This is a genomic window from Bartonella sp. OD88NMGDW, from assembly GCF_042193775.1.
Lineage (GTDB): Bacteria > Pseudomonadota > Alphaproteobacteria > Rhizobiales > Rhizobiaceae > Bartonella > Bartonella grahamii.
The window spans coordinates 38,079-61,068 of record NZ_JBHIMA010000006.1 but is presented as its reverse complement, the minus strand read 5'-3'; the positions used below and the strand labels follow the sequence as shown (position 1 = coordinate 61,068).

Sequence of the window (22,990 nt, the reverse complement as noted above, 5' to 3'; positions counted from 1 at the left end):
TTTATTTGCACTTTTTTAGTGAACAATAAATCAATGAAATGGATCAAAAGGAGAAACACTTCGACCACGCTCAAATTGACCGATACGCTCTATTTCCCACTGTAAAAGGTGGGCTGAATTTGCAAAAACACGCGCACGCACTGTTTCTCCCAATGCTTCAAGATCATATCCTGTTGCTTGCCCTGTATTAATCATAAAATTACAGTGCATTTCACTCATTTGAGCGCCACCAATCCGTAAACCTCGACACCCTGCTTCATCAATCACGCGCCACGCAGATCCATTCTCAGGATTTTTGAAAGTTGATCCTCCTGTCTTTTCACGAATAGGTTGTACAGTTTCTCTGTGGAGGGAAACTTCATCCATAGCAGCACGAATATCATCTTTATTACCAAGTTTTCCTTCCAATAAAGCAGCTGTAAAAATAAAATCTTTAGGAATATCACAATGGCGATAGGAATAATGCATATCTTTCAAACTCAAGATATGACGTTGTCCTTTACGATCCAGCGCATAGACCTCGACAACACGCGCTGCGGTTTCAACACCATTCGCCCCAGCGTTCATTTTGAGAGCTCCTCCAAGAGCACCAGGAATACCATGATAAAAATGAAAACCTGCAACTTCTGCCTTTAAAGCAGCAGCAGCTAAATGTTTATCCGCCGTACCAGCACCAACTAAAAAGCCTTTTGGAGAAACTTGCTGCACTTGCCCAAAATTTTTTGGCGAAAGACGAATCACAACACCAGGAACGCCCCCATCACGCACCAGAAGATTAGAACCAATTCCCACAATTGTTACAGGGATAGATTCAGGAAGATTTTGCAGAAAAACTGCTAAATCTGCCTCATCAACAGGCTGATAAAAAAGCTCTGCCAACCCGCCCGTGCGAAACCACGTTACCTTACGCATTTCAACATTAGGTGTAAGTTTGCCTCTCACGCCACCCAACAGCGGTTGCAATTGCGCCAATAGCGCCTCACCATCAATGTGCTGAAAATTTACCATGACCATCCAATACCGCTAATTGATGAGGCAACGCACAAGCCCATTGTGTGATATTGCCAGCACCAAGAAAAACAACATAATCCTCTGCCTGAGCAAATTTTGAGACAAGAGACACGACATCTTCCAGACTATGTATCAAGCGCACATCACGATGACCCGCCATTTTAATATGCTCTACCAATTCTTGAGAACCAAATCCTACAATAGGCTCTTCACCAGCCGCATAAACAGGCGTAATCAACACTGTATCTGCATCATTAAAACAAGTAGAAAAATCATCAAATAAATGATACAAACGTGAATACCGATGGGGTTGTGCAATGGCAATAACACGCCCTTTTGCACTCTCACGTGCTGCACGCAAAACAGCCTTTATTTCAACAGGATGATGTCCATAATCATCAAATATTTCAATACCCCGCCAGCTTCCTGTTCGCGTAAAACGCCGTTTTACTCCGCCAAATTCTGCTAAGCCCCTTTTTATAGCTTCATTTGAAATGCCAAGTTCATGCGCAATAGCAATCGCCGCCGTTGCATTAGCAACATTATGCTGTCCTGCCATGGGCAAAAGCAAATTTTTCAACTCAATCTTTCTTCCTGTTTTGCGTGAGCGAACAAGAACATCAAAATGCGTTTTTTGACCATCCATCGAAAGATTAAGAAAACGAACATCCGCTTGTGGATTTGCACCATAAGTGATCACCCAACGATCATCAATACGGCCCGCCAATGACTGAACCTCTGGATGATCAAGGCACAAAACAGCAAAACCATAAAAAGGAACATTTTCTACGAATTGCCGAAAAGCGTCACGCACAGCATCAAAACTTCCATAATGATCCAAATGCTCAGCGTCAATATTAGTAATAACAGCAATATCAGCAGGCAGCTTTAAAAATGTACCATCACTCTCATCAGCTTCAACAATCATCCAATCGCCATCTCCTGTACGAGAATTCGTACCATAAGCATTAATAATACCACCATTAATTACCACTGGATCAAAATGACCGGCATCAAGAAGGGCTGCGACCATTGATGTGGTTGTTGTTTTACCATGTGTACCACCCACCGCAATTGCACGCCGAAACCGCATCAGCTCCGCCAGCATTTCTGCACGTCTAACAAGCGGCAAATGTCTTTCCTTTGCAGCAATATACTCAGGATTTGTTTTTTTAACGGCAGTAGAAAAAACAACAACCTCTGCATTCCCTAAGTTTTCAGCACAATGACCTATATGAACGTTAATTCCTTTTTTCCGCAAACGTTCAACATTTGTACTTTCAACTTGATCTGACCCTTGAACTTTATAGCCAAGATTATAAAAAACCTCCGCAATTCCACTCATACCGATCCCCCCGATTCCGATAAAATGGATAACGCCTATATCAAGTGGCATTTTCATTTAAAAGCTCCTCTTTTATATCTGACAACAATCGCCCTGCAATTAAGGATTCAGCCATATCAGCAAGGCAACGGGTTGCATGAGGTTGCCCAACTTTTTTTGCAGCAAGCGCTTGTTTTTCCAATAAATGGGGCGCACAACAAGCGTGCATTAAAAGAGAAAAAAGCTTTTGTGCATTTAAATCTTTTTCTGATACAATTTGCGCACCACCTACACGAGCAAGCAGAGCTGCATTGGCAGCCTGATCATGATCTAAAGCATGGGGATAGGGAACAAGCAAAGCAGGTCTACCAATCACCGCTATCTCACAAACAGATGAAGCCCCAGCGCGCGACAAAATAAAATGGGCATGTGCCATACGTTCAGCCATATCATCAAAAAAAGGAGCTACCTCTGCTTGTACGCCCATATCACGATAGATTTTGATTAACCCTTCTGCTTCCCCTCGAACTTGCTGCACAATTCGTAAACGTTTACGGTTCTTATCATCGAATAAAGCAATAGCTTCTGGAACAATATGTGAAAAAGCAGAAGCCCCTTGGCTACCTCCAAAAATCAAAAAATGAAATGGCTCTTCACCAGTTGAGGGATGATAAGGAATTTTGGCCGCCTTCAGCACAGCCTCACGGACAGGATTCCCCGTCAAAAGTATTTTACGAGCATAAGCGCCATTTGGCGACAACAAACCACCAGCGATTGCACGCACAAAAATTGCCAACACCCGATTGGCACGCCCCATAATAGCATTTTGTTCATGAATAAATGTTACACGCCTCGTTAGGGCCGCAATAAAAAGAGGAGGAAAGCTAGGATACCCCCCAAATCCTCCAACAAGAGCAGGACGTAATTTATAAAACAACGCCAACGATTGCCCCATACCCCTTAGCAAAGACCAAAATGTCTTTATCAGAGAAAAAGGATGGCGTCGTATAAATGTTGCCGATGAAACGATATGAATATGCTCTTCATCAAAACACTGAACAAAAGGTCGTGCTCTTTCATCTGTTATTAAATGAACATCATATCCACGCTGCCTTAATTCAACAGAAAGGGCTTCAGCAGGAAAAAGATGTCCACCTGTACCACCAGCCACCAAAACAATAACTTTTTTATCATTCATAAGGGGTATCCAAGACAGAAGAGGAAGAAAAAGCTGAAAGGCGTGCTTCTGGCCAACGACGTGTTAAACTAAGCAAAATGCCCATTGAAAACGCAATCGCCACCATCGAAGAACCACCATAAGAAATAAAAGGCAATGTCATGCCTTTTGGAGGAATTAAGTGAAGATTAACGGCCATATTAATCGCTGATTGAAAGCCAATCATCATTGCTATGCCAGTAATACCAAGACGTATAAAGGAATCACGTGTATTCATGGCTATATACAATGAACGCATAACGATAAAGCCAAAAAGCATCATAATTAATAAACAAAGGATAATACCATATTCTTCAGCAGCGACGGAAAACACAAAATCTGTATGGCTATCAGGAATGATACGTTTTACTGTTCCCTCCCCAGGACCTTGCCCAAACCAACCACCATTCAAAATAGCCTCACGTCCTACATCCACTTGAAAAGTATCCCCTTCACCTGTCAAAAAACCATTGATACGCTCGCGCACATGATGCAGAAAAAGATAAGCTAAAATAATTCCTACAACGCCTAAAATGAGAAAGAGAAAAATAATGGTAAGAGGTACACCAGCAATAAAAAACAGCCCCCCCCATGTTGCACTTATTAAAACTGTTTGTCCAATATCAGGCTGCAAAACCAGAAGCACACAACAAATGGCATAAAGTAGAATCGCTAACGTATAACCCAGAATTCCCCTCCTGCGTATCTGTTCTGAAAAAAGCCAAGCAGACATAACCACAAAAGCTGGCTTCATAAACTCTGAAGCCTGTACAGAAAAACCAAATAGCTGAATCCACCTCCGTGCTCCCTTTAATTCTGGACCAAAAAATAAGGTTGCAACCATAAGAGCAAGCGTTACAATGAGCAAAAGAGCACATAAACGACGAATATTAGAAAGCGAAAAAAAAGAAATGGTAACCATCGTAAAAAATGCTGAAATGCTAAAAATGATATGCCACCGAACAAAATAAAAACTATCAGCAATTCCGATTTTTTTTGCAATAATAGGGCTGGCAGCAAAAGATAGCATAATGCCAATACCCATTAAAATTAAACAAGCTGCAAAGATAGAGCGATCAATCGTCCACCACCAATTAGCAATTGGATCTCTATCTGCGCGCGTAACCATGGTATCCACCTTATCCATTTTATAAATTATCTCAAAGTGATATGGTTCCCCAGCCTATTTAACAAACACTTTAAAAACTAAATTACACAAAAAAAGATTCTGGAGTCTTAACGCAAAAATATTTTTTTATAACTGATGCTTTTTTATTGTAACTGCATCACAAAAGAGACAAATGCTTCACCTCGCATTTCATAATTTTTAAATTGGTCATAACTTGCACAAGCAGGTGACAAAAGAACCGTCACCTCTTTTTCCTTACAACCCATTGCGTCAACAGCTGCTTCATGCACCGCATTTTTCAAAGTTAAGCTCATAGAAAAGGGAAAAGCAGATCCAATGGTGCGGGCAAATTCTTCCGCCGCGCTCCCAATCAAATAGGCTTTACGAATTTTAGGAAAAAATTCTCTAAGAGACTCTATTCCTCCCTGTTTTGCCTCTCCCCCAACAATCCAAAAAATATCATTAAAGGTGGAAAGCGCAGGAGCTGTTGCATCTGCATTAGTCGCCTTGCTGTCATTGATAAACAAAACCGCCCCCATTTTACGCACCTGCTGCATACGATGATCCAGCCCTTTATAGCTTGCTAAACAGTTCTCTATATGTGGATCGGTTATTTTTAAAGCCTGCAACGTTGCTAATGCCATAAGGGCATTTTGCGCATTATGACATCCGCGCAAAGCAGTCATAGACGCCAGATCTGCAAGCATATGACGCTGTCCTTGACAAACAGAAAAGAGCTTAGTCCCATCTGCATAAAAACCATTTTCAACAAAATGATCCTTGGAAATTGCCCAAATTTTCTTCCCCTCATGAAGCAACTGTTGATATAAAACCCGACAAGCTGCATCATCAACTGAAATAAAAGCCTGAGAAGCCTGAGCAATCAGATGCCTTTTGGTTTGCACATAACAGGCAAAACTCCCATGTCGATCAATATGATCAGGTGTTAAATTCAATAAAAGTCCAATGGTCGGCTGAAGAGAGGGTGTAAGATCAATTTGAAATGATGAACATTCAATCACATAGATCCGTTTTTTAACAAATGGCTTAAGCGTCAATATTGCCTTTCCGATATTCCCCCCCACCTGCACATCATAACCCATTTTTTCCAACAAATGCGCAAGTAAAGCCGTTGTAGTTGACTTCCCATTCGTCCCCGTAATCGCAATGAAAGGAACATCTTGGTCACAAAAACCATAATGCTGTAAAAAATGCTGGCGCGCACGAACAAATAATTCAATATCACCGATAATTTCTATATTTTTTTTTCGTGCTTTTTCAACAACCCAATGGGGTTGAGGACAATTTAAAGGAACTCCAGGAGCTACAATCAATGCAACAAATTCTGACCAATCTTCATAACGGAGATCTCGCGTTGGAATATTGTGCCGAAAAGCCATTTGCACGCTTGAAGGACTATCATCCCACGCCACCACTTCTGCACCGCCACGCATCAATGCTTGTGCCGTTGCTAGTCCAGACTTCCCCAATCCAAATAAAGCAACTTTTTGTCCTTTATAACACGCAACAGAAATCAAAATCTCACCGCAATTTAAGTGTTGAAAGACCAATAAGAGCAAGAACAATTGAAATAATCCAAAAGCGTATCACGACTTGGCTTTCAGTCCAGCCTTTTTTCTCAAAATGATGATGTATCGGTGCCATAAGAAACACGCGTTTTCTTGTTAATTTGAAATAACCAACCTGAATAACGACCGAAAAAGCTTCCACAACAAAAAGCCCACCAATAAGAGCCAAAACAATTTCGTGCTTCGTAGCGACTGCAACAGTCCCTAATAATCCTCCAAGAGCCAACGAACCAGTATCTCCCATAAAAATAGCTGCAGGTGGTGCATTAAACCATAAAAAACCAAGCCCTGCCCCAACAACAGCTCCCAATAAAACAGCCAATTCACCTGCTCCCGATACATAATGGATTTGGAGATAATCAGCAAAATTCATATTACCAGAAAGATAAGCAATCAGAGCAAAAGATAAGGCTGCAACCATCACAGGAACAATAGCAAGGCCATCAAGTCCATCCGTCAAATTAACCGCATTACCGGTCGCGACAATAACAAAAGCAGAAAAAGGAATAAAAAACCAGCCCAAATTGATAAGATAATCTTTCAAAAAAGGCAAAGCGAATCCAGATGAGCCAATTTGTAGGATGACAAAAGCAGCAATTGCGGCAACACAAAACTCCAAACTTAACCGTGCTTTCCCAGAAAATCCTTTGTCTGTTTGTTTTGTGACCTTAAGATAATCGTCATAAAATCCAATTGCCCCAAAAGAAAGCATAACCAATAGCGATACCCAAAAATAAATATTCGATAAATTACACCACAAAAATGCCGATACCACAATACCGGTTAAAATCATCAATCCACCCATTGTAGGTGTTCCAGCCTTTTTAAAATGTGTTTGAGGACCATCCGCACGAATCGGTTGCCCCTTACCCTGCCGCAATTTAAGAGAAGCAATGATGCTAGGTCCAAACAAAAAGACGATGAGCCCCGAAGTAAGCATAGCCGCTATCGTGCGAAAAGTAATGTAACGAAATACATTCACACCTGGAAGCCAATCACTAAACGAAGAAAAAAACAGCATCATGGTACAAAAAACCTCTTAAAACTATGAAGAAACCGCTTTATAGCGGTCAAGCAATGCAGTCACAATATCTGATGAACAAAGGCTATTGGATGATTTAACCATAAGCAGATCCCCAGAAGAAATTTCTGCTAAAAGGAGAGATAAAATTTTCTCAATATTTTCAGCATAATGAACCTTAACACCAGCAGACAAATCACTGACTAAAGATTTCATCGCCTCACCAAATAGAAAAACCGGATTAGCACCGGAAAGACGTATTGGCTTTATTAAATCACGATGAAGCTTTTCACTATACTCCCCTAACTCTAGCATATCTCCTAAAATAGCAATTCGCCGCCCCTCTTCCCCGACTGGTCCTGTAGCAAGAAGCTCAAGCGCAGCACGCATAGAAGCAGGATTTGCATTATAGCTTTCATCAATGAGATAAAATTCACCCCCATTTGATAAAGACAGTCGATAACGAACACCTCGCCCCTTTTGAGAAGAAAAATGGCGAAAAGAAAGAAGAACAGGCTCTAACTCAACTCCCATAGCATCACAAGCAGCAATAACCCCTAAACTATTTTGCACAATATGGCGTCCGGGAGCACCAATTTGAACCTCCCTATCCCGCTCCCTAATACGTACAATCATAGAAGAACGATCAGTTAGAAGACGTATATCTCGCGCTTGATAATCAGCATTTTTGCTCTCACCAAAGCTTAAGATATTCTTTACACCGCATTTCTTTGCTTCTTGAACGAGATAAGAAAAAAAATCACTATCCGCATTTAAAATGGCAATGCCTTTCTCATCTAATCCTTCAAAAATTTCAGCTTTTGCCTTTGCTATTTCTTCAAGATTTTTGAAAAAACCCATATGTCCTGCACAAATATGCGTAATGAGAGCAACATGCGGACAAACCAGTTTGACCAGAGGGCGAATTTCATCTCTATGATTCATGCCAATTTCAAAGATACCATAATCACTCTCCATAGGCATCCGCGCTAAAGTGAGTGGAACCCCCCAGCAATTGTTTAAAGAAGCGAAATTCGCATGAACGTTCCCAGTCGTTGCAAGTGCTTGTTTCAAAGCTTCTTTTGTCGTTGTTTTTCCCACCGATCCTGTTATCGCGATAATCTTAGCTCTTGAACGTTTGCGTGCAGCTTGTGCAAGTTTTTCTAAGGCTTGCAAAACATCAGGAACAACAATAAGTGGGGCCGATATTTTTTTCATATCCCTCAAACGGTGTTCCGCAACGATAAGAACGCCTGCACCTCGTTCATAAGCTTGCGCAGCAAAATCATGACCATCAAGATGATGCCCTTTAATGCAGAAAAAAATATCACCTTCCGCAAGAGTACGACTATCAATGGAAACCCCAGAAAAAGTTTCTGGCATGCTTCCCATTACAACACCATTAATTGCAGCAACAAGTGCTTGCTTATCCCATAAAGCTGTCATTTCTTTCGGTCCTCTAGAGCTTCTATCGCTTTCAAACGATCTGAAAAAGGATACGTTGTCTGCCCTATAATTTGGCCATCCTCATGACCTTTTCCCGCAATGATGAGTGTATCACCAGCTTTCAAAAGCTCCACCGCGTAAGAAATAGCCTCACCACGATCTGCTATCTCTATTGCTGTTGGCACTGCCTGTAAAATATCCTTGCGTATTTTTTCTGGCATTTCTGTGCGAGGATTATCATCGGTTACAATAACAATATCCGCTTTATCCGCCGCAATTTTTCCCATCAAAGGTCTTTTTCCTTGATCACGATCTCCTCCACAACCAAAAACAACAATTAAACGCCCTTGCGTAAAGGGACGAACAGAAAGCAAAACCTGCTCCAAAGCTTCTGGTTTATGAGCATAATCAATATAAACAGGCGCATTATTTTCTGTCTTTCCGACAAATTCTAACCGCCCAGGCGCCCCCTGCAAAGTTTCAAGCGCAGAAAAAACCTTACGAGGTGAAACACCCGTTACAATTGCTAACCCCGCTGCCATAAGCGCATTGGCTACCTGAAAATCTCCAGCCAAAGGCAAATCAAATGTATAAATATTATTTTCCACACGACACTCAATACACTGTTTTGAGCGTTGATGTTCAACACGATTAATCGTGATAAATTGCCCCTTACGACCAATTGTCAAGACACGGCGGCGCGCTTGTGTAACAACATCAATAACCTTTTGTGAATAAACATCATCAGCAAAAATCAAAGCAGGAGCAGATACAGGCAAAAGTGTATCAAACAACTTCATTTTAGCCCGCAAATAATCCTCTACCCCCGTGTGATAATCCATGTGATCTCGCCCTAAATTGGTAAAGGCACCAGCCGTTAAACGAACTCCATCAAGTCGTCCTTGATCAAGCCCATGCGAAGATGCTTCAAGGGCTGCATGCGTCACACCTTCATGAGAAATTTCACAAAGAAGACGGTGCAAGGCAACCGGATCAGGTGTTGTGAGAGAACCATAAACATTCCGTTTAGGAGAAACAACACCAACCGTTCCTATACTCGCAGCACAAAATCCAACATGAGTCCAAATTTGCCGAATAAAAGAAACAACAGATGTTTTACCACTTGTACCAGTCACAGCAACGACCGTTTCAGGCTGAGAACCGTAAAAACGTGCAGCTGCCAACGCTAAACTATGACGAACATTAGAAACACGTAAAATGGGAACAGATAAATCCTCAAGAACAGCATGACAATCTGTAACAATTGCTCGTGCGCCACGCTTTATCGCATCATCTATATAGTGCCTTCCATCACTTTTTTTTCCTTGAACAGCGACAAAAACATAGCCTGGCAAGACTTGTCGAGAATCTGCACTGATTCCTGTTATTTCCATTGAAGAAAGATTCTGATCTTCAAGACATTCTGTAAAAACTGTTCCAAACAACATAACGCTGCACCTTTGTATTCATTTTACCGTTGTTTAACGAAACTTGAATTACTCTTTTTACTTAAAAGAGGCTCATATTCTTTTTTAAAATCGGATTTTACACCAAGAAAACTAGCTGTGCGACGAACAATATTAGCAAGCATTGGTCCAGCATTCATCCCCGCTGTTGCTGAACGCTGTCCCTCTGCAGGCTTTGGTTCATCAATAATTGTTAAAACAACATAAACAGGATCATCAATAGGAAAAGCAGCAAGAAAACTATTGAAATTTTTTGTTTTAGAATATTTTCCATTTTCAACTTTTTCAGCTGTTCCTGTCTTACCACCTACACGATAACCTTCAACTTTTGCATTACGTCCAGAACCAATATCACTATTTAATTTATAAAGGTAACGCATATTTTGACTTGTTTTAGCCTGCAAAACCCGTTTTGCGTAGTGCAAAGTTTGTCCTTTTGTACGTTTTAAAAATGTCGGAGCAATTAACCAACCACCATTCATTAAAGCAGCAGCCCCGACAGCCGTTTGCAAAGGTGTTGTTGCCATACCATGCCCAAAAGAAATCGTCATAGAATGGATATCCTTCCAATGATGAGGCACAATAGGATGGGCAACTTCAGGCAATTCTGTTGTCAATCGATCCAGTAAACCAAGTCGTTTCAAAAAATTACGATGTCCATCAATCCCCACCGCCAATGCCTCCTTAGCAGAACCAATATTAGAGGAATAAATAAAAACCTCCCATAACGTTAAGGGACGATTTTTCCCATGAAAATCATGAATAGTATACCCACTACTTGCTTTTATTGGCTTTGAAGCATCAATAATACTGTTTAAATGAAAAATATCGGAATCAAGAGCCATGGCAGTTGTAAAACTTTTAATGATTGATCCCATTTCAAAAGCTCCTGCCGTCATCCGATTGAGACGATCACTTTTTAAAGCTTCAATAGGATTTCCAGGATCAAAATCTGGTAGTGATGCCAAAGCCAAAACTTCCCCCGTATGTATATTTAAAATAATAGCTCCTGCAGCAATTGCCCTATAACGCTTCATAGCCTGAATAAGTTCATCATGAACAATTGCCTGAACACGCACATCAATCGAAAGCTGAACTTGTTTTAATGATTCTTCCATAGCAAGACCAGCGGCACGCAAAGCACTCAACCCCGCATCATCAATATATTTTTCCATACCTGCAATGCCCTGATTATCAACATTCACCATACCGAGAATATGGGAAGTTACAGGTCCATCAGGATAAAAACGACGAATTTCAGTCCGAAAACCAATTCCTGGTATACCAAGAGCCATAATTTTCGTCTTCTGCATTGGTGTTAACCCACGCTGTATCCAAGAAAAACCAGATTTTCTTTTTAAGCGCTTATAGGTTTCCTGCCAATTAAGATCAGGCAAAACTGTTGAGAGCAATTCAATTGTTTCATCCACATCAATAATACGTCGTGGCTCAGCAAAAAGTGAATAAGTTTTAATATCTGTTGCCAATAAACGACCATTACGATCAACAATATCAGGCCGTGCCATCAATTGAAGAACTCCTGGCCCCTTTGCTTCTTCAATCTGTCCACCTTCCAACCCATAAGAAATAAGGCAAGCCCCCATGATGCCATATAAAATTAAAAAGCAGAACAACGAAAAAAGCAAACGTGGACGACTAGAATAGGGACGACGAACAGAAACATTATGATTATTCAACGAATTCTTTAAGCGCTTTTTCTTCTGTGAGAATAAAAAAGTCGATTTCATTACTGCGCGCCTTTTTGGACAACATCATTTATCTGAGAAGCCCGATTATTTGTCAAAATATCCTGATTATCTTCCAAGATATTTTGTTTAATCACTTCTTCAATTTGATCATGTACCCGTACCGGAATATCTTTAAACGCCACGATTTGACGCGGCTGTATAACCTCTAACTCAAGTTCTTTTTGATAACGTTTTGCAAGTTTTTGCATGCGCGAAGGCCTTATCATCACAGCCCACTCAGCACGAAGCAAACTTACCGTATTTTTTGCTGCAGCAATTTCATGCTCAAGATGACGAACTTCGTTCATTCGTTTTTGAACATCATATTTTACTTTATAAGTAAGACCTGCCATACAAATCATAATCATCACTAAGATCATATCAAATGTACGAAAAACTGTCATTTCTTGCCGCCTTCAAAACTGGCAATCTCTGCTAAACCAAATAATTTCATATCTGCTGCAAGAGCCTCTGCTTTAGTTCGTACACCAACACGCAACCGCGCAGAACGTGAACGAGGATTTTGCTGTAACTCCTCTTCACTTGCAGTTATCCCCCCTTTAAACAAAGGAAAAAATGTTGCTGGAGGCGTTTTTATTTCAGGAAGATAGCGTGATCTCATACACTCTCCTGAACGAAAAGAAAAAAATCTTTTGACCATACGATCTTCAAGAGAATGAAAACTGACAACCCCCAAACGACCACCCGGTTTCAAAATGCGTTCAGCAGCAAATAAGCCACGTGCAAGTTCACCAATTTCATCATTAACATAAATGCGAAGAGCCTGAAATACACGTGTTGCAGGATGAATGCGATCTCCTGGCTTACGTCCTATCAACGCTTCGATAGCATACGCCAAATCACCTGTACGCAAAAAAGGCTGAACAACACGACGCTTTTCAATCATCCGTGCAATTCGCCCCGCATAGCGCTCTTCTCCTAATATCTTAAAGATACGTGCCAAATCCCTTGCTTTTAAGTGATTTACAACATCGCCAGCAGTAAAACCAGTCTGAGCCATTCGCATATCTAATGGACCATCTTTTTGAAAAGAAAATCCCCTTTCAGCTTCATCAAGCTGCATTGAAGAGACACCAATATCCAAAATAACGGCGTCTACCTTCTCTTCAACAACGCGATCCAACTGTGAAAATTCCATTTGCACCAAACGAAGTCGTGGAAAAAATTCTTCAACAAGCGATTGTCCCGCACTAATAGCATGAGGATCACGATCAAGAGCGATCACCTCCGCCCCTGCCTTTAACAAAGCGCGCGTGTAACCACCAGCACCAAAGGTGCCATCAATCACTTTTGCTCCAACCAATGGCATAAGCCCAGCCAAAACTGGCTGCAACAACACTGGGATATGGCGTTCAGCTCTTTGATCCTGCTTTATCAAAATAATCCGTCTTGAAGTTATGCTGTCTCAAATCAACAGCTCTCTCATAGCAACTGATTTTAGAGTAACCTAGCCTTCAACTTTCATATTAATCACAATGAACGAAAAAACTAAAGTTATCCCAAGACAGATCCTAACGCATTATACTTAAAGAAATGTTATAATTTTTTAAAATACTCTTTGCTCAAGTGTCCATTTCAAACACACAGAATCCATAAAAGACCATATATAATTGATCTTATAAAATATCGCGTATCATCATGAAATATCAGTCGGCCTATAAGCCGGGTTCTGTAGAGTAAAGCTTACACTTTACATGGCAACCATTCATCTGGGACGGATGTTACCATCCGCCTCGTGCAACCTACCCGAATGACTCGCCCGGAAATCGGCTGCAAATTAAATTTTGCACGTCATTTCTATTTGGTCTTGCTCCCGGTGGGGTTTACCTTGCCACATTCATTACTGAATGCGCGGTGGGCTCTTACTCCACCCTTTCACCCTTACCTATAAAAATAGGCGGTTTACTTTCTGTGGCACTTTCCCTAGGGTCACCCCCGCCGGGTGTTACCCGGCACCGTCTTTCCATGGAGCCCGGACTTTCCTCACCTGCCGCATTTCAGCATTAGACAAGCGCGGCTGCCCAGCCGACTGACGCATTAATTTATAAAACATTTTCTGCTCCGTGAAAATAGCATCTTAAAATATTTTATAGCAAACCTGTCTAAAAAGATGTTTTTATTTTAATGAAGCCAGATAAGTTTTCACTTTTGCGCAATATTTCGCCGAAATGGAATTCATTTTTTTTGCAGCATGACCTGCGTTATATTTAAGGATTGTACCACACGTACTTCCACCACTGAGTTTATACGCCCGTGCCAAATAACGCATACCATATTCAAGATTGGTCGCAGGATCGTACAAATCCTGTACAGAACCACTAAAGCCCAACCCTCGTGCCGTAGAGGGTTTAATTTGCATCAAACCTATTTCGCCAGCAGCCCCCTTTATACCTGCCTTATAATTACTTTCAACTTTTACAACAGCATGTGCTAAATTAACGGGAACATTATATTTATTCGCAAGTTTCTGAATAAGAAACTCATAAGGACGATCAGGAATCTTAGAAGCAACAATCACTGAGGCTTCTCCTGATTCCACAACATTTAAGACACTATGAGCCCAACTTACATCAAATACAAAAAATACAGCACACGCTGTATTTAACAAGATTTTCAAAAATTGCATTTTCTTTCTCTTCACTCAAACATTCTTAAATTCTAGTTGCAAATAATTTGCAAACGTATTGTACAAAAAAAGAAAGCAAAAGAACGGCTTGAAAAAGGAAAGAGTAAGACAATTTCAAGATAAAATTCTGCAACAAAAGAAAATCTCTTTATGCACAAATTATAGATTTATCTATATCATAAAATAAAAAAAATAAAGAGACTATAATTAATCTTATAGCGTATTAAATAAAATGATATAATCTGTAAGTTTCTGCTATCACTATTGTATCACTCAATTTTTATATTTAAAAAATAGCATCTTAAAGAGAGACAAGAACATCTTTTTACCGAAGATCCTCAATATCAAAAAAGTTTCACAAAAAATATAAACTGTTATCAACACTTCTCTCTGGTTAATAAACACCCACAGCACTCTTTATGTCCGATAAAACCCCAACAAATCATAAAACAAATCCCCACTCCCATCATTGCGCATAAAAAATTCATAAATATACTAAAACCATCATACTCTTTACCAATTCAAAATATTGCAACAGACTTTTAGCTCTCAAGATGCCTCAAAGAAGCTTTTTACTTCTTCTTTTGAAAGAGCTTTTATCCACACAAACCTCTCACTTGTAGTGTACAAGAAACTAATTTTGATTTTTTCACCATGAATAAATTTAAAACGAGAGAATTTTACAATTCTTAAGATTCTCACTCAATATGAAAATGACAAATTATCATTACAAAACAATATGCTAAAAAAGCTATATCCGTCTTTGTCTCTACAACAAAGCTTAACAATTACTTTTGTCTGTTTTTTGAAAAATGTTAGGAAACTCAATACCCCCAAAGCCTTTTAAATAAAAATAAACCCTCATCTTCATTCAAATATTTTTTTCTTTGTCACAGACAATCACCTTATCAGCCTTGCACCTCATTTTCAGAAATCATACAAGTGAATAAATATTCTAAAATCCGTAGAACAAAGGAATCTTAAATCCTTTTAAAATTTTCTATTTTCTCATATCAAATAAAAAAATAACCGGCATATAAAACGCGATTAACGTGTTTTATTATAGCCAATACTGCTTTTGCTTTTGTTATTGTCGCGATTGATAATACAATTAACTCGACCAATACCCTTGACAGACTTTCTTTCACTCCTGTAATGATTGCATCATTATCGTTATACTTTGATTGCTTACCTTTTGAGTAAGATAAATTTTGCTAATTATCCTACAAATTGATTATCTCCTCGCACTTTTCAAAAATTCATGAAAAGCTCTTGCTGCTTAAAATAAAACCCAAAAGCGCGATTAAAAAAACAGCTAAAAATAAGCATTAGCAATGGAAGGACGAGAAATCGCTTTTGAGAGAGCCATAGCAACAGTTTCACCAGATTTTTGAGCCTGCTCACGACTCTGACCACTTTTAGCAGCAAGCGCAATTACATCACGACGCAGCTGCGCAATAAACAACTCTTGCTGTTGAGGGTCCATCTTAGAAAGATGCTTGATAATATCTGGAAAAGATACGGACAATCTCTCTAACAACTCCTCCTCTGTTACATCAAGATTCTGAGAAGAAAAAGAAGGGCGACCGGAAAAAAACTGATAAACAGTACCGCTTTGAGAAGCAAAAAAGACAGCGCCAAAAATAAAAAATACGAATAAAATAAAAATAATACGACGCGAAAAAGATTCCATTATCTCTTACCTAAAGATCACAGAACACAAACATAGATTCCTTTTATGATTCTCTTTATAGCATTCAACAATGCCTAAATAAAGAAAAATCAAATTATTGAAAATGAATACGCCAACACTATCCGCCCAACAAGACCTGCCCCTCTGTGTATTCAGGCACCATAGGCGAAACTAATAACAGACCTTACAATTCCCCCTAATAACACCTTACAACACCCCCTAAGCAATTATAAAAAGCCTGACTGAGGAAATCCTCAGTCAGGCCAGACAATCTAGGGGATCCACGCGGGGGGGGGGGGAGGAGGTTCCCCGATCGTCCTCTCACATCAACCACTAAGATAGCCGATGCAATATTCTTGCTATGGAATAAAATTCTTTAAACGACAAGGAATTCTTATCATCTTCTACGCAAAAGAACATAAAAGAGTTATAAATTGTTTAAAAATGTTTAAATTTAGGCAAAAAAAGTTCACAATGACCCAATTTGAAGCAATTTTATTTCAAGAATCATCAATTAGAATCTACGATCATTATAACTTTTAAATAGTTTCTTTCATAACTCCGATGACCATAATTAAAAAACCGTAATTTCTACGTATCCACCTTATAAAAATCAAACTATGTAAAAGTAGAATCACTTTTCCAACAGCAATCACCACAAAAAGAAAAACGTAGATTTTTAAAATCTTACACAAATAACCGTAAAAAATGAAAAACATCTTCTTGCAAGAAAACAATAAATTTAGAGAAATAAAATCTTATCTATCTTCATAAAAAACTCTGTAAATGATTATTAAAATATTGTCGCATCTCTCATGTAACAATCAATGAAGAATTTAAACAGCTTAATTTTATGAAAAAATGAGAACTCTGAAGGTATTTGTTTCGAATCACGTGCTATAATCATTCCAAATAACGATAAACTATTTTACAATAACCAACAGGCTCTAACGCATTTTAACATAACAAACCGAGATCAATGCAGACAGTTTCTCTTAATCTCTATCATTTAAATGATTCCGTAAAATAATACACACAGTAGTTTCTACACTCAAAAATTGTTATAGTCTGTTCTTCTAACGTAAATAATGCATTGATTTACAATCATAACGCATCATTTTACAACTTACATGAGAGATCTCAAGAACGTAAGATCCCTTATTTTAAATCTTCGTCCATTGAATCAATGAATAGCCATACTATGGCACATCACAAACAAGAAAAAGCATATGGATAAAAAACATAAAAGCCCAAAAATAAAAACCTATTGCCGTCTTTACCATCCCTTTCATTTGCCTTTACGAATTTCAAACATGCTCATAACGCTGTGTTTTAAATAATGAAAATCATGCATTGTCTTACCCTTTTACCCCTTCGTCTTTTTAGAGCATCTTTTTGCACCACTCACTAAAAATTCCAAGGTACTTCTTATCTAAGCACCTGTTTTAAAGAGACATCGTAAGATCTATTGGGTACCACCATTTTTGACATTTATGAAGGTATGAGCCATCACTATATTATATTGTGCGCTATTACATCATATCGCCGCCGCTCTCATATTTAGAAATATGTATTTCCTTTTACAAACGCTATTATTTAGATAAATATCTTCTCTTGTAACAAACAAACAGACTCTTTTGGATTCTGAAACAGGAAATTTGAAATGAAAAAATATTCCTATATTCGAGCCTCTCATTGAAATCTAAAAAATCAATATATTGGCTAATAAAACAAATATGATATCAAGACACCTTAAATAACGATCCTCATAGGCTTATCTCTATAGAAGGTGCTTTCATTACACAGTACACAGCCACCAAGCCCCTGTAAAACACCAATACTCTCATATAAAAACATAATACAAATGTAAAAAACAATAGATTATCAATGATTGAATAAAGTTTTATCTCTACGCTATTCCTTAAGAAAAATCAGAGAATAAAGCAGGTCAACAAACGCGATTTATGCAAAATCGACTTGTTTATCTTTGATATCGTCAACTAATAAACGCGGATCACGAGCAAGCCAAAGCGTAACCATACCCTTCTCACTGTTTTCATTTTGTATAGGAGTAAGACAAACCGTTTGTTCTAGAACAAGTCCCGTATTTTTAAGCCATTGTTCTATTTGTAAAGCCGAAAATCCAAAACGCGTATGTGCTTGATCAGAATATGAAGACTCAATTTTATGATAACCAAAATCCACAATCAATAAACGTCCATGAGGACGCAAAACACTTGATATCTCATGAAGAAACATTTCAGGATTTTCAAGAAAATGTAAAACCCAATGAAGAATAACTAAATCAAAAGTTGTATCTCCAACAGACAAGTGAAAAACATTGCTATCAAGCACAACTTCAACCGCATGCGTATAAAGATTAGAAAACAATTTTAAGACAGAGTCTCCACCTATTCCAATATTCAGCATCGTTTGAAATGGTTTATCGCCAATGATTTCAAGTAAAGCGTTTTCCACACCATGATCTGCCATATAGGATGACCGTAATACATCCCATTGCAACGTATTTTGTAAAAAATGCTTCTTCCTCGTTTTTTGACGCTGCTTTTTAACATCCTTCAAACGTTCTAAATCATGCGCTAACAACATATCATGCTTTGGTAAAGCCGAAAGAACACCCATCACAATGTCTTTACCCAAAAAATCATGACAAAGCTTAAAATAAAGGCTATCTCCCTTCTGATAACGCTCAATCAATCGTGCTTCGTACAACAAACGTAAATATCGTGATATACACGCTTGCGACTGATCAAGAATAAAAATAAAATCAGGAATTGTTAAATCTTCATGACGCAAGAGCGTAAGAACACGTAAATGGTTTATTTCTGCGACCGCTTTTAGCAGCACAATCATTGCATCTAAACTTGCACTTTTTTTCATAATTATCCCTTAAACATTCTTATAAACATTTGTTTACAGAAAAAAAAGTCAAGCATAAAACGCATATTCTCATCTATTTTGTTCTCTTTATTTTATTATACTATAAAAAAATAGGCTACTGTAAAAAACGAACAGATCTCATCTCTCTGCTTCTCGTTATAATGATAATGCATTGATTTATAATAACAATTAATCATTTTCAACTTGAATAAAACATCGGAATACCGTAAATTTTCCTCATTTCAAATCGATTCATGATAAATCAATCCAAATTATTCTCTTACAGCTCATAAACAGAGGAGACATATGGATAAAAATACTTTTTATAGTCATCTCAAAACAAGAACTGCGTACCATTGAGAAAAAATAAATAACATGATGGTGCCAGCTTGCATTTTTATTAAGTAAAGATGACAATGCTCAATGACCAGAGCATTTGTAGAAATAGTACTATACTCTTCATCCACTCCTTTTCATTGCAATTTTACAAGCAATAACCGGTTATATATCATGAGTAGAATAACCCTATTTAGGTCATAATTTCATAAAGTGTCTCTTACTCTTTTCAATGAATAAAAACTTACACAGAGTACACACGCACTTTATTTATGAAATAAAAAACGCAATAAAACACACTATTATTCCAACAAAGTTGAGATAAGATAAAAAATTCTAGCGTGTAAGAGGTTTATAATTTGCATGCTTAGGATTAAGAGATTCCGCCCCAAGACGACGAACTTTATCAGCCTCATATTCAGCAAAATTACCTTCAAACCATTCTACATGACCATCACCTTCAAAGGCTAAAATATGTGTTGCCAATCGATCAAGAAACATACGATCATGCGATATGATAACTGCACAACCAGCAAAATTTTCCAATGCATCTTCTAATGCACCCAATGTTTCAGTATCAAGATCATTTGTCGGTTCATCAAGAAGAAGCACATTCCCCCCCTCTTTTAGAAGTTTCGCCAAATGTACGCGATTGCGCTGGCCTCCTGATAAATTTGCCACCTTCTGCTGTTGATCTGCCCCCTTGAAATTAAAAGCCCCGCAATAAGCGCGACTATTCATCTCATATTTGCCTAATTTAATAATGTCATTTCCACCAGAAATTTCCTCCCAAACAGTTTTATTCCCCACCAAGGAATCGCGACTCTGATCCACATAACTCATGTGAACTGTTTCACCGATACGTATTTGACCTGAATCGGGCTGTTCCTGTCCCGTCAACATTTTAAACAAGGTCGACTTTCCCATACCATTGGCCCCAATAACGCCGACAATACCACCAGCAGGAAGTTTAAAAGAAAGAGAATCAATCAATACACGCTCACCATAAGCTTTAGAGAGATTATCAACTTCAATAACAACCTGTCCTAATCTTTCTCCAATAGGGATAATGATTTGCGCCTCTCCAGGACGGCGCTCACGTGCTGCTTGAACCAACTCATCATAAGCCTTAATCCGAGCTTTTGACTTTGCTTGTCGCCCTTTTGGACTAGAAGCGATCCATTCTTGCTCACGTGATAAAGCACGTTGACGCGCTGCCTCTTCACGGCCTTCTTGAGCCAAACGCTTAGCTTTAGCCCCCAAATAAGCAGAATAGTTCCCCTCATAAGGAATACCTCTCCCACGATCTAACTCTAAAATCCAACCCGTTACATTGTCGAGAAAATAACGATCATGGGTTATCAAAAGCACAGCCCCAGGATATTCACGTAGATGCCTTTCAAGCCAAGCCGTCGTTTCAGCATCTAAATGGTTTGTCGGTTCATCCAAAAGTAACAAATCAGGTTTTGACAAAAGCAATTTACAAAGTGCAACACGCCGCTTCTCACCACCCGAAAGTTTTGTTACATCCCCATCGGCTGGCGGACAACCAAGAGCAGCCATAGCCATTTCCACTTGACTTTCTAAATCCCAAAGATTCTGACTGTCAATAATGTCCTGAAGCCGTGCACTTTCATCAGCCGTTTCCTCGCTATAATTCATCATCAATTCGTTATAACGCTCAAGAATTTCTTGTTTATCTGCAACACCTTCCATCACATTGCCACGCACATCTTTGCTCGCATCAAGCAAAGGTTCTTGTGGTAGATAGCCACAGCGTGCTCCTTCAGAAATCCATGCTTCTCCCGTATATTCCTTATCTAGCCCAGCCATAATACGTAAAATAGTTGACTTCCCTGCACCATTCGGCCCTAAAATACCGATCTTCGCATCTGGATAAAAAGACAAATGAATATTTTCTAGAACTTTTTTATTGCCGTAAGACTTGTTAAGCCCAGCCATATGATAGATAAATTGACGTGCCATAAATTTCTCTTTATATTGTGCGATATTAAAGATTAGGATTTTGAAAAAACTGCTTTTGCTTTTTGAAACTGTACAGTAAATAGCACTTACATCGTATCAAAAGCTTTCCGCTTTATATTGGTACATTTTTTCTAATCTCACAAGCCCCAGTATGGTCCTGAATGCAAAAAAACATCCCCCAAAAAAGCAAAAAGCAAATCTTTTTAGCTGTACCTGAAACCTGTTATCAAACATTGCCTCTCTTTTCCATACCAGATATAACATTGTATTTTTATCGTATTAAACCAACTTATCAATGTAATATGGTACCAAAAAGAAAAGCAATTCTCTATGCACCTTCTTTTTTCGCTTTATGGGCTTTATATTACGCAGTAAAAAATCCTTCTCTTTTTTCATCGATTTTTTGCTACGGGAAACAATGGTCTTCACCCCTTGCCTTGATATGGCTTAAATTACGTTTACAAAACGATCGCCGCCTTATGGGATCTGACGTCCCAAGCCCAATGATCATGAAAGCTTTGCATCAACACGTAGCAAAAAATGAATACAGTGCACTTCCCATTGGTACGTGGTTACAATTCGTAAAAAACTATAAAACCAATTGTAAAAACTTATCCATCCCCCTCTTTTGGCTTGATAATTATAAAAATAATATCAATATCCAACACATCATTTCAAAACTTCAAGACGACATATAGCTTTTTTAAAATACGATAAAAGCTCATCTCATATAGGAATATATTAATGGAAAAAAAAGCCTTAATCGTCATTGATGTTCAAAATGACTTCTTACTAGGTGGAGCACTTGCCGTACCACAAGGTGATGCTATTTTACCCGCCATCAATAATCTCATAAATCATTTTGACCACGTTATCTTAACCCAAGACTGGCACCCAAAAAACCATTGCAGCTTTGCTTCCTGCTATCCTGAAAAAAAGCCCTATGATACCATCATTCTTGACTATGGTCCTCAAATACTTTGGCCTGATCATTGCATACGAGGAACACAAGGAGCAGAATTTCATACATCTCTTAGAGTAGAAAAAGCACAACTTATCCTTAGAAAAGGCTATAATCAAAAAATGGATAGCTATTCTGCTTTTCTTGAAAATGATCAAAAAACACCAACAGGTTTACAAGTTTATCTCAAAGAACATGGTTTTACCAAGCTCATTATGTGTGGCTTAGCAACTGATTTTTGTGTCGGATTTTCTGCTCTTCACGCTATACAATGCGGTTTTAAAGTCAGTGTTTCATTAAATGCCTGTGCTGGTATTGATGTAAACGGATCACTAAACACTATGCTTAAAACTATGAACGAAGCTGGTATAGAACTTTTAATGGTCTCTTAAAATATTCTTCTCTAATCTACTATTATAATATACTGATTTATAAAGGATAAATTATTTTTCACATATTTAAGTGAAAGTCTAGAATATCGTAAATTCTCTGATTTCAAACCTGTTTCAAAACCAT

General features: G+C 38.6%; 17 protein-coding genes and 1 other RNA gene. 2 read left to right on the top strand and 16 right to left on the bottom strand.

From position 1 onward, the window contains the following. Nucleotides 1-30 precede the first annotated feature (30 nt). The 16 genes from murB to ettA form a co-directional block, all read right to left on the bottom strand. Entirely contained in the window at nucleotides 31-1,008 is a 978-nt protein-coding gene (murB, locus tag ACFIJR_RS06135) for a UDP-N-acetylmuramate dehydrogenase (protein ID WP_375626123.1), read from the bottom strand. Next, entirely contained in the window at nucleotides 986-2,413 is a 1,428-nt protein-coding gene (gene murC / locus ACFIJR_RS06130; protein WP_375626124.1) for a UDP-N-acetylmuramate--L-alanine ligase, read from the bottom strand. Before murC ends, murB begins: the two co-directional genes overlap by 23 nt. Then, nucleotides 2,397-3,533 carry an undecaprenyldiphospho-muramoylpentapeptide beta-N-acetylglucosaminyltransferase gene (gene murG / locus ACFIJR_RS06125; protein WP_375653819.1) on the bottom strand — a complete coding sequence of 379 codons (1,137 nt, stop codon included), beginning with the start codon at nucleotides 3,531-3,533 and terminating at the stop codon, nucleotides 2,397-2,399. The genes murC and murG overlap by 17 nt, the downstream gene beginning before the upstream one ends. After that, on the bottom strand, nucleotides 3,526-4,680 hold the full coding sequence (locus ACFIJR_RS06120; RefSeq protein WP_375626128.1) for an FtsW/RodA/SpoVE family cell cycle protein: 1,155 nt from the start codon (nucleotides 4,678-4,680) through the stop codon (nucleotides 3,526-3,528). The genes murG and ACFIJR_RS06120 overlap by 8 nt, the downstream gene beginning before the upstream one ends. Before the next feature lie 143 nt (nucleotides 4,681-4,823). Continuing rightward, complete coding sequence (gene murD / locus ACFIJR_RS06115; RefSeq protein WP_375627068.1) at nucleotides 4,824-6,218, bottom strand: UDP-N-acetylmuramoyl-L-alanine--D-glutamate ligase; 1,395 nt, start codon at nucleotides 6,216-6,218, stop codon at nucleotides 4,824-4,826. 4 nt (nucleotides 6,219-6,222) lie between these two features. Continuing rightward, a complete protein-coding gene (mraY, locus tag ACFIJR_RS06110) occupies nucleotides 6,223-7,293 on the bottom strand; it encodes a phospho-N-acetylmuramoyl-pentapeptide-transferase (RefSeq protein ID WP_015856644.1) in 1,071 nt (356 codons plus the stop codon). Between the two features lie 21 nt (nucleotides 7,294-7,314). Next, the gene (gene murF / locus ACFIJR_RS06105) at nucleotides 7,315-8,736 is read right to left on the bottom strand and encodes a UDP-N-acetylmuramoyl-tripeptide--D-alanyl-D-alanine ligase (protein WP_375653818.1); all 1,422 of its coding nucleotides are present in this window, start codon (nucleotides 8,734-8,736) and stop codon (nucleotides 7,315-7,317) included. After that, on the bottom strand, nucleotides 8,733-10,184 hold the full coding sequence (locus tag ACFIJR_RS06100; protein WP_375648147.1) for a UDP-N-acetylmuramoyl-L-alanyl-D-glutamate--2,6-diaminopimelate ligase: 1,452 nt from the start codon (nucleotides 10,182-10,184) through the stop codon (nucleotides 8,733-8,735). Before ACFIJR_RS06100 ends, murF begins: the two co-directional genes overlap by 4 nt. 23 nt (nucleotides 10,185-10,207) lie before the next feature. Further along, complete coding sequence (locus tag ACFIJR_RS06095; RefSeq protein WP_375627061.1) at nucleotides 10,208-11,950, bottom strand: peptidoglycan D,D-transpeptidase FtsI family protein; 1,743 nt, start codon at nucleotides 11,948-11,950, stop codon at nucleotides 10,208-10,210. After that, complete coding sequence (locus ACFIJR_RS06090) at nucleotides 11,950-12,354, bottom strand: hypothetical protein (RefSeq protein ID WP_375626139.1); 405 nt, start codon at nucleotides 12,352-12,354, stop codon at nucleotides 11,950-11,952. Before ACFIJR_RS06090 ends, ACFIJR_RS06095 begins: the two co-directional genes overlap by 1 nt. Continuing rightward, entirely contained in the window at nucleotides 12,351-13,349 is a 999-nt protein-coding gene (gene rsmH, locus ACFIJR_RS06085) for a 16S rRNA (cytosine(1402)-N(4))-methyltransferase RsmH (RefSeq protein ID WP_375651872.1), read from the bottom strand. Before rsmH ends, ACFIJR_RS06090 begins: the two co-directional genes overlap by 4 nt. A 264-nt stretch (nucleotides 13,350-13,613) precedes the next feature. Beyond that, an RNA gene (gene rnpB, locus ACFIJR_RS06080) (RNase P RNA component class A) lies at nucleotides 13,614-14,004 on the bottom strand. Nucleotides 14,005-14,087: 83 nt separating this feature from the next. After that, nucleotides 14,088-14,597: a lytic transglycosylase domain-containing protein gene (locus tag ACFIJR_RS06075; RefSeq protein WP_375653816.1), complete on the bottom strand. Its 510-nt coding sequence runs from the start codon at nucleotides 14,595-14,597 to the stop codon at nucleotides 14,088-14,090. A gap of 1,315 nt (nucleotides 14,598-15,912) precedes the next feature. Beyond that, a complete protein-coding gene (locus tag ACFIJR_RS06070) occupies nucleotides 15,913-16,290 on the bottom strand; it encodes a hypothetical protein (RefSeq protein WP_375651874.1) in 378 nt (125 codons plus the stop codon). A gap of 1,962 nt (nucleotides 16,291-18,252) precedes the next feature. Then, nucleotides 18,253-19,191, bottom strand: a complete 939-nt coding sequence (locus ACFIJR_RS06065) for an ArsR/SmtB family transcription factor (protein WP_375627052.1) — start codon at nucleotides 19,189-19,191, stop codon at nucleotides 18,253-18,255. A gap of 672 nt (nucleotides 19,192-19,863) precedes the next feature. Continuing rightward, entirely contained in the window at nucleotides 19,864-21,513 is a 1,650-nt protein-coding gene (gene ettA, locus ACFIJR_RS06060; RefSeq protein WP_375636151.1) for an energy-dependent translational throttle protein EttA, read from the bottom strand. A gap of 161 nt (nucleotides 21,514-21,674) precedes the next feature. Here ettA and ACFIJR_RS06055 point away from each other — a divergent pair, with 161 nt between their 5' ends. Together ACFIJR_RS06055 and pncA are read left to right on the top strand one after the other, a co-directional pair. Beyond that, the gene (locus tag ACFIJR_RS06055) at nucleotides 21,675-22,211 is read left to right on the top strand and encodes a hypothetical protein (protein WP_375653815.1); all 537 of its coding nucleotides are present in this window, start codon (nucleotides 21,675-21,677) and stop codon (nucleotides 22,209-22,211) included. A gap of 46 nt (nucleotides 22,212-22,257) precedes the next feature. Beyond that, complete coding sequence (gene pncA / locus ACFIJR_RS06050) at nucleotides 22,258-22,866, top strand: bifunctional nicotinamidase/pyrazinamidase (RefSeq protein ID WP_375626151.1); 609 nt, start codon at nucleotides 22,258-22,260, stop codon at nucleotides 22,864-22,866. The last annotated feature ends 124 nt before the right edge of the window (nucleotides 22,867-22,990 follow it).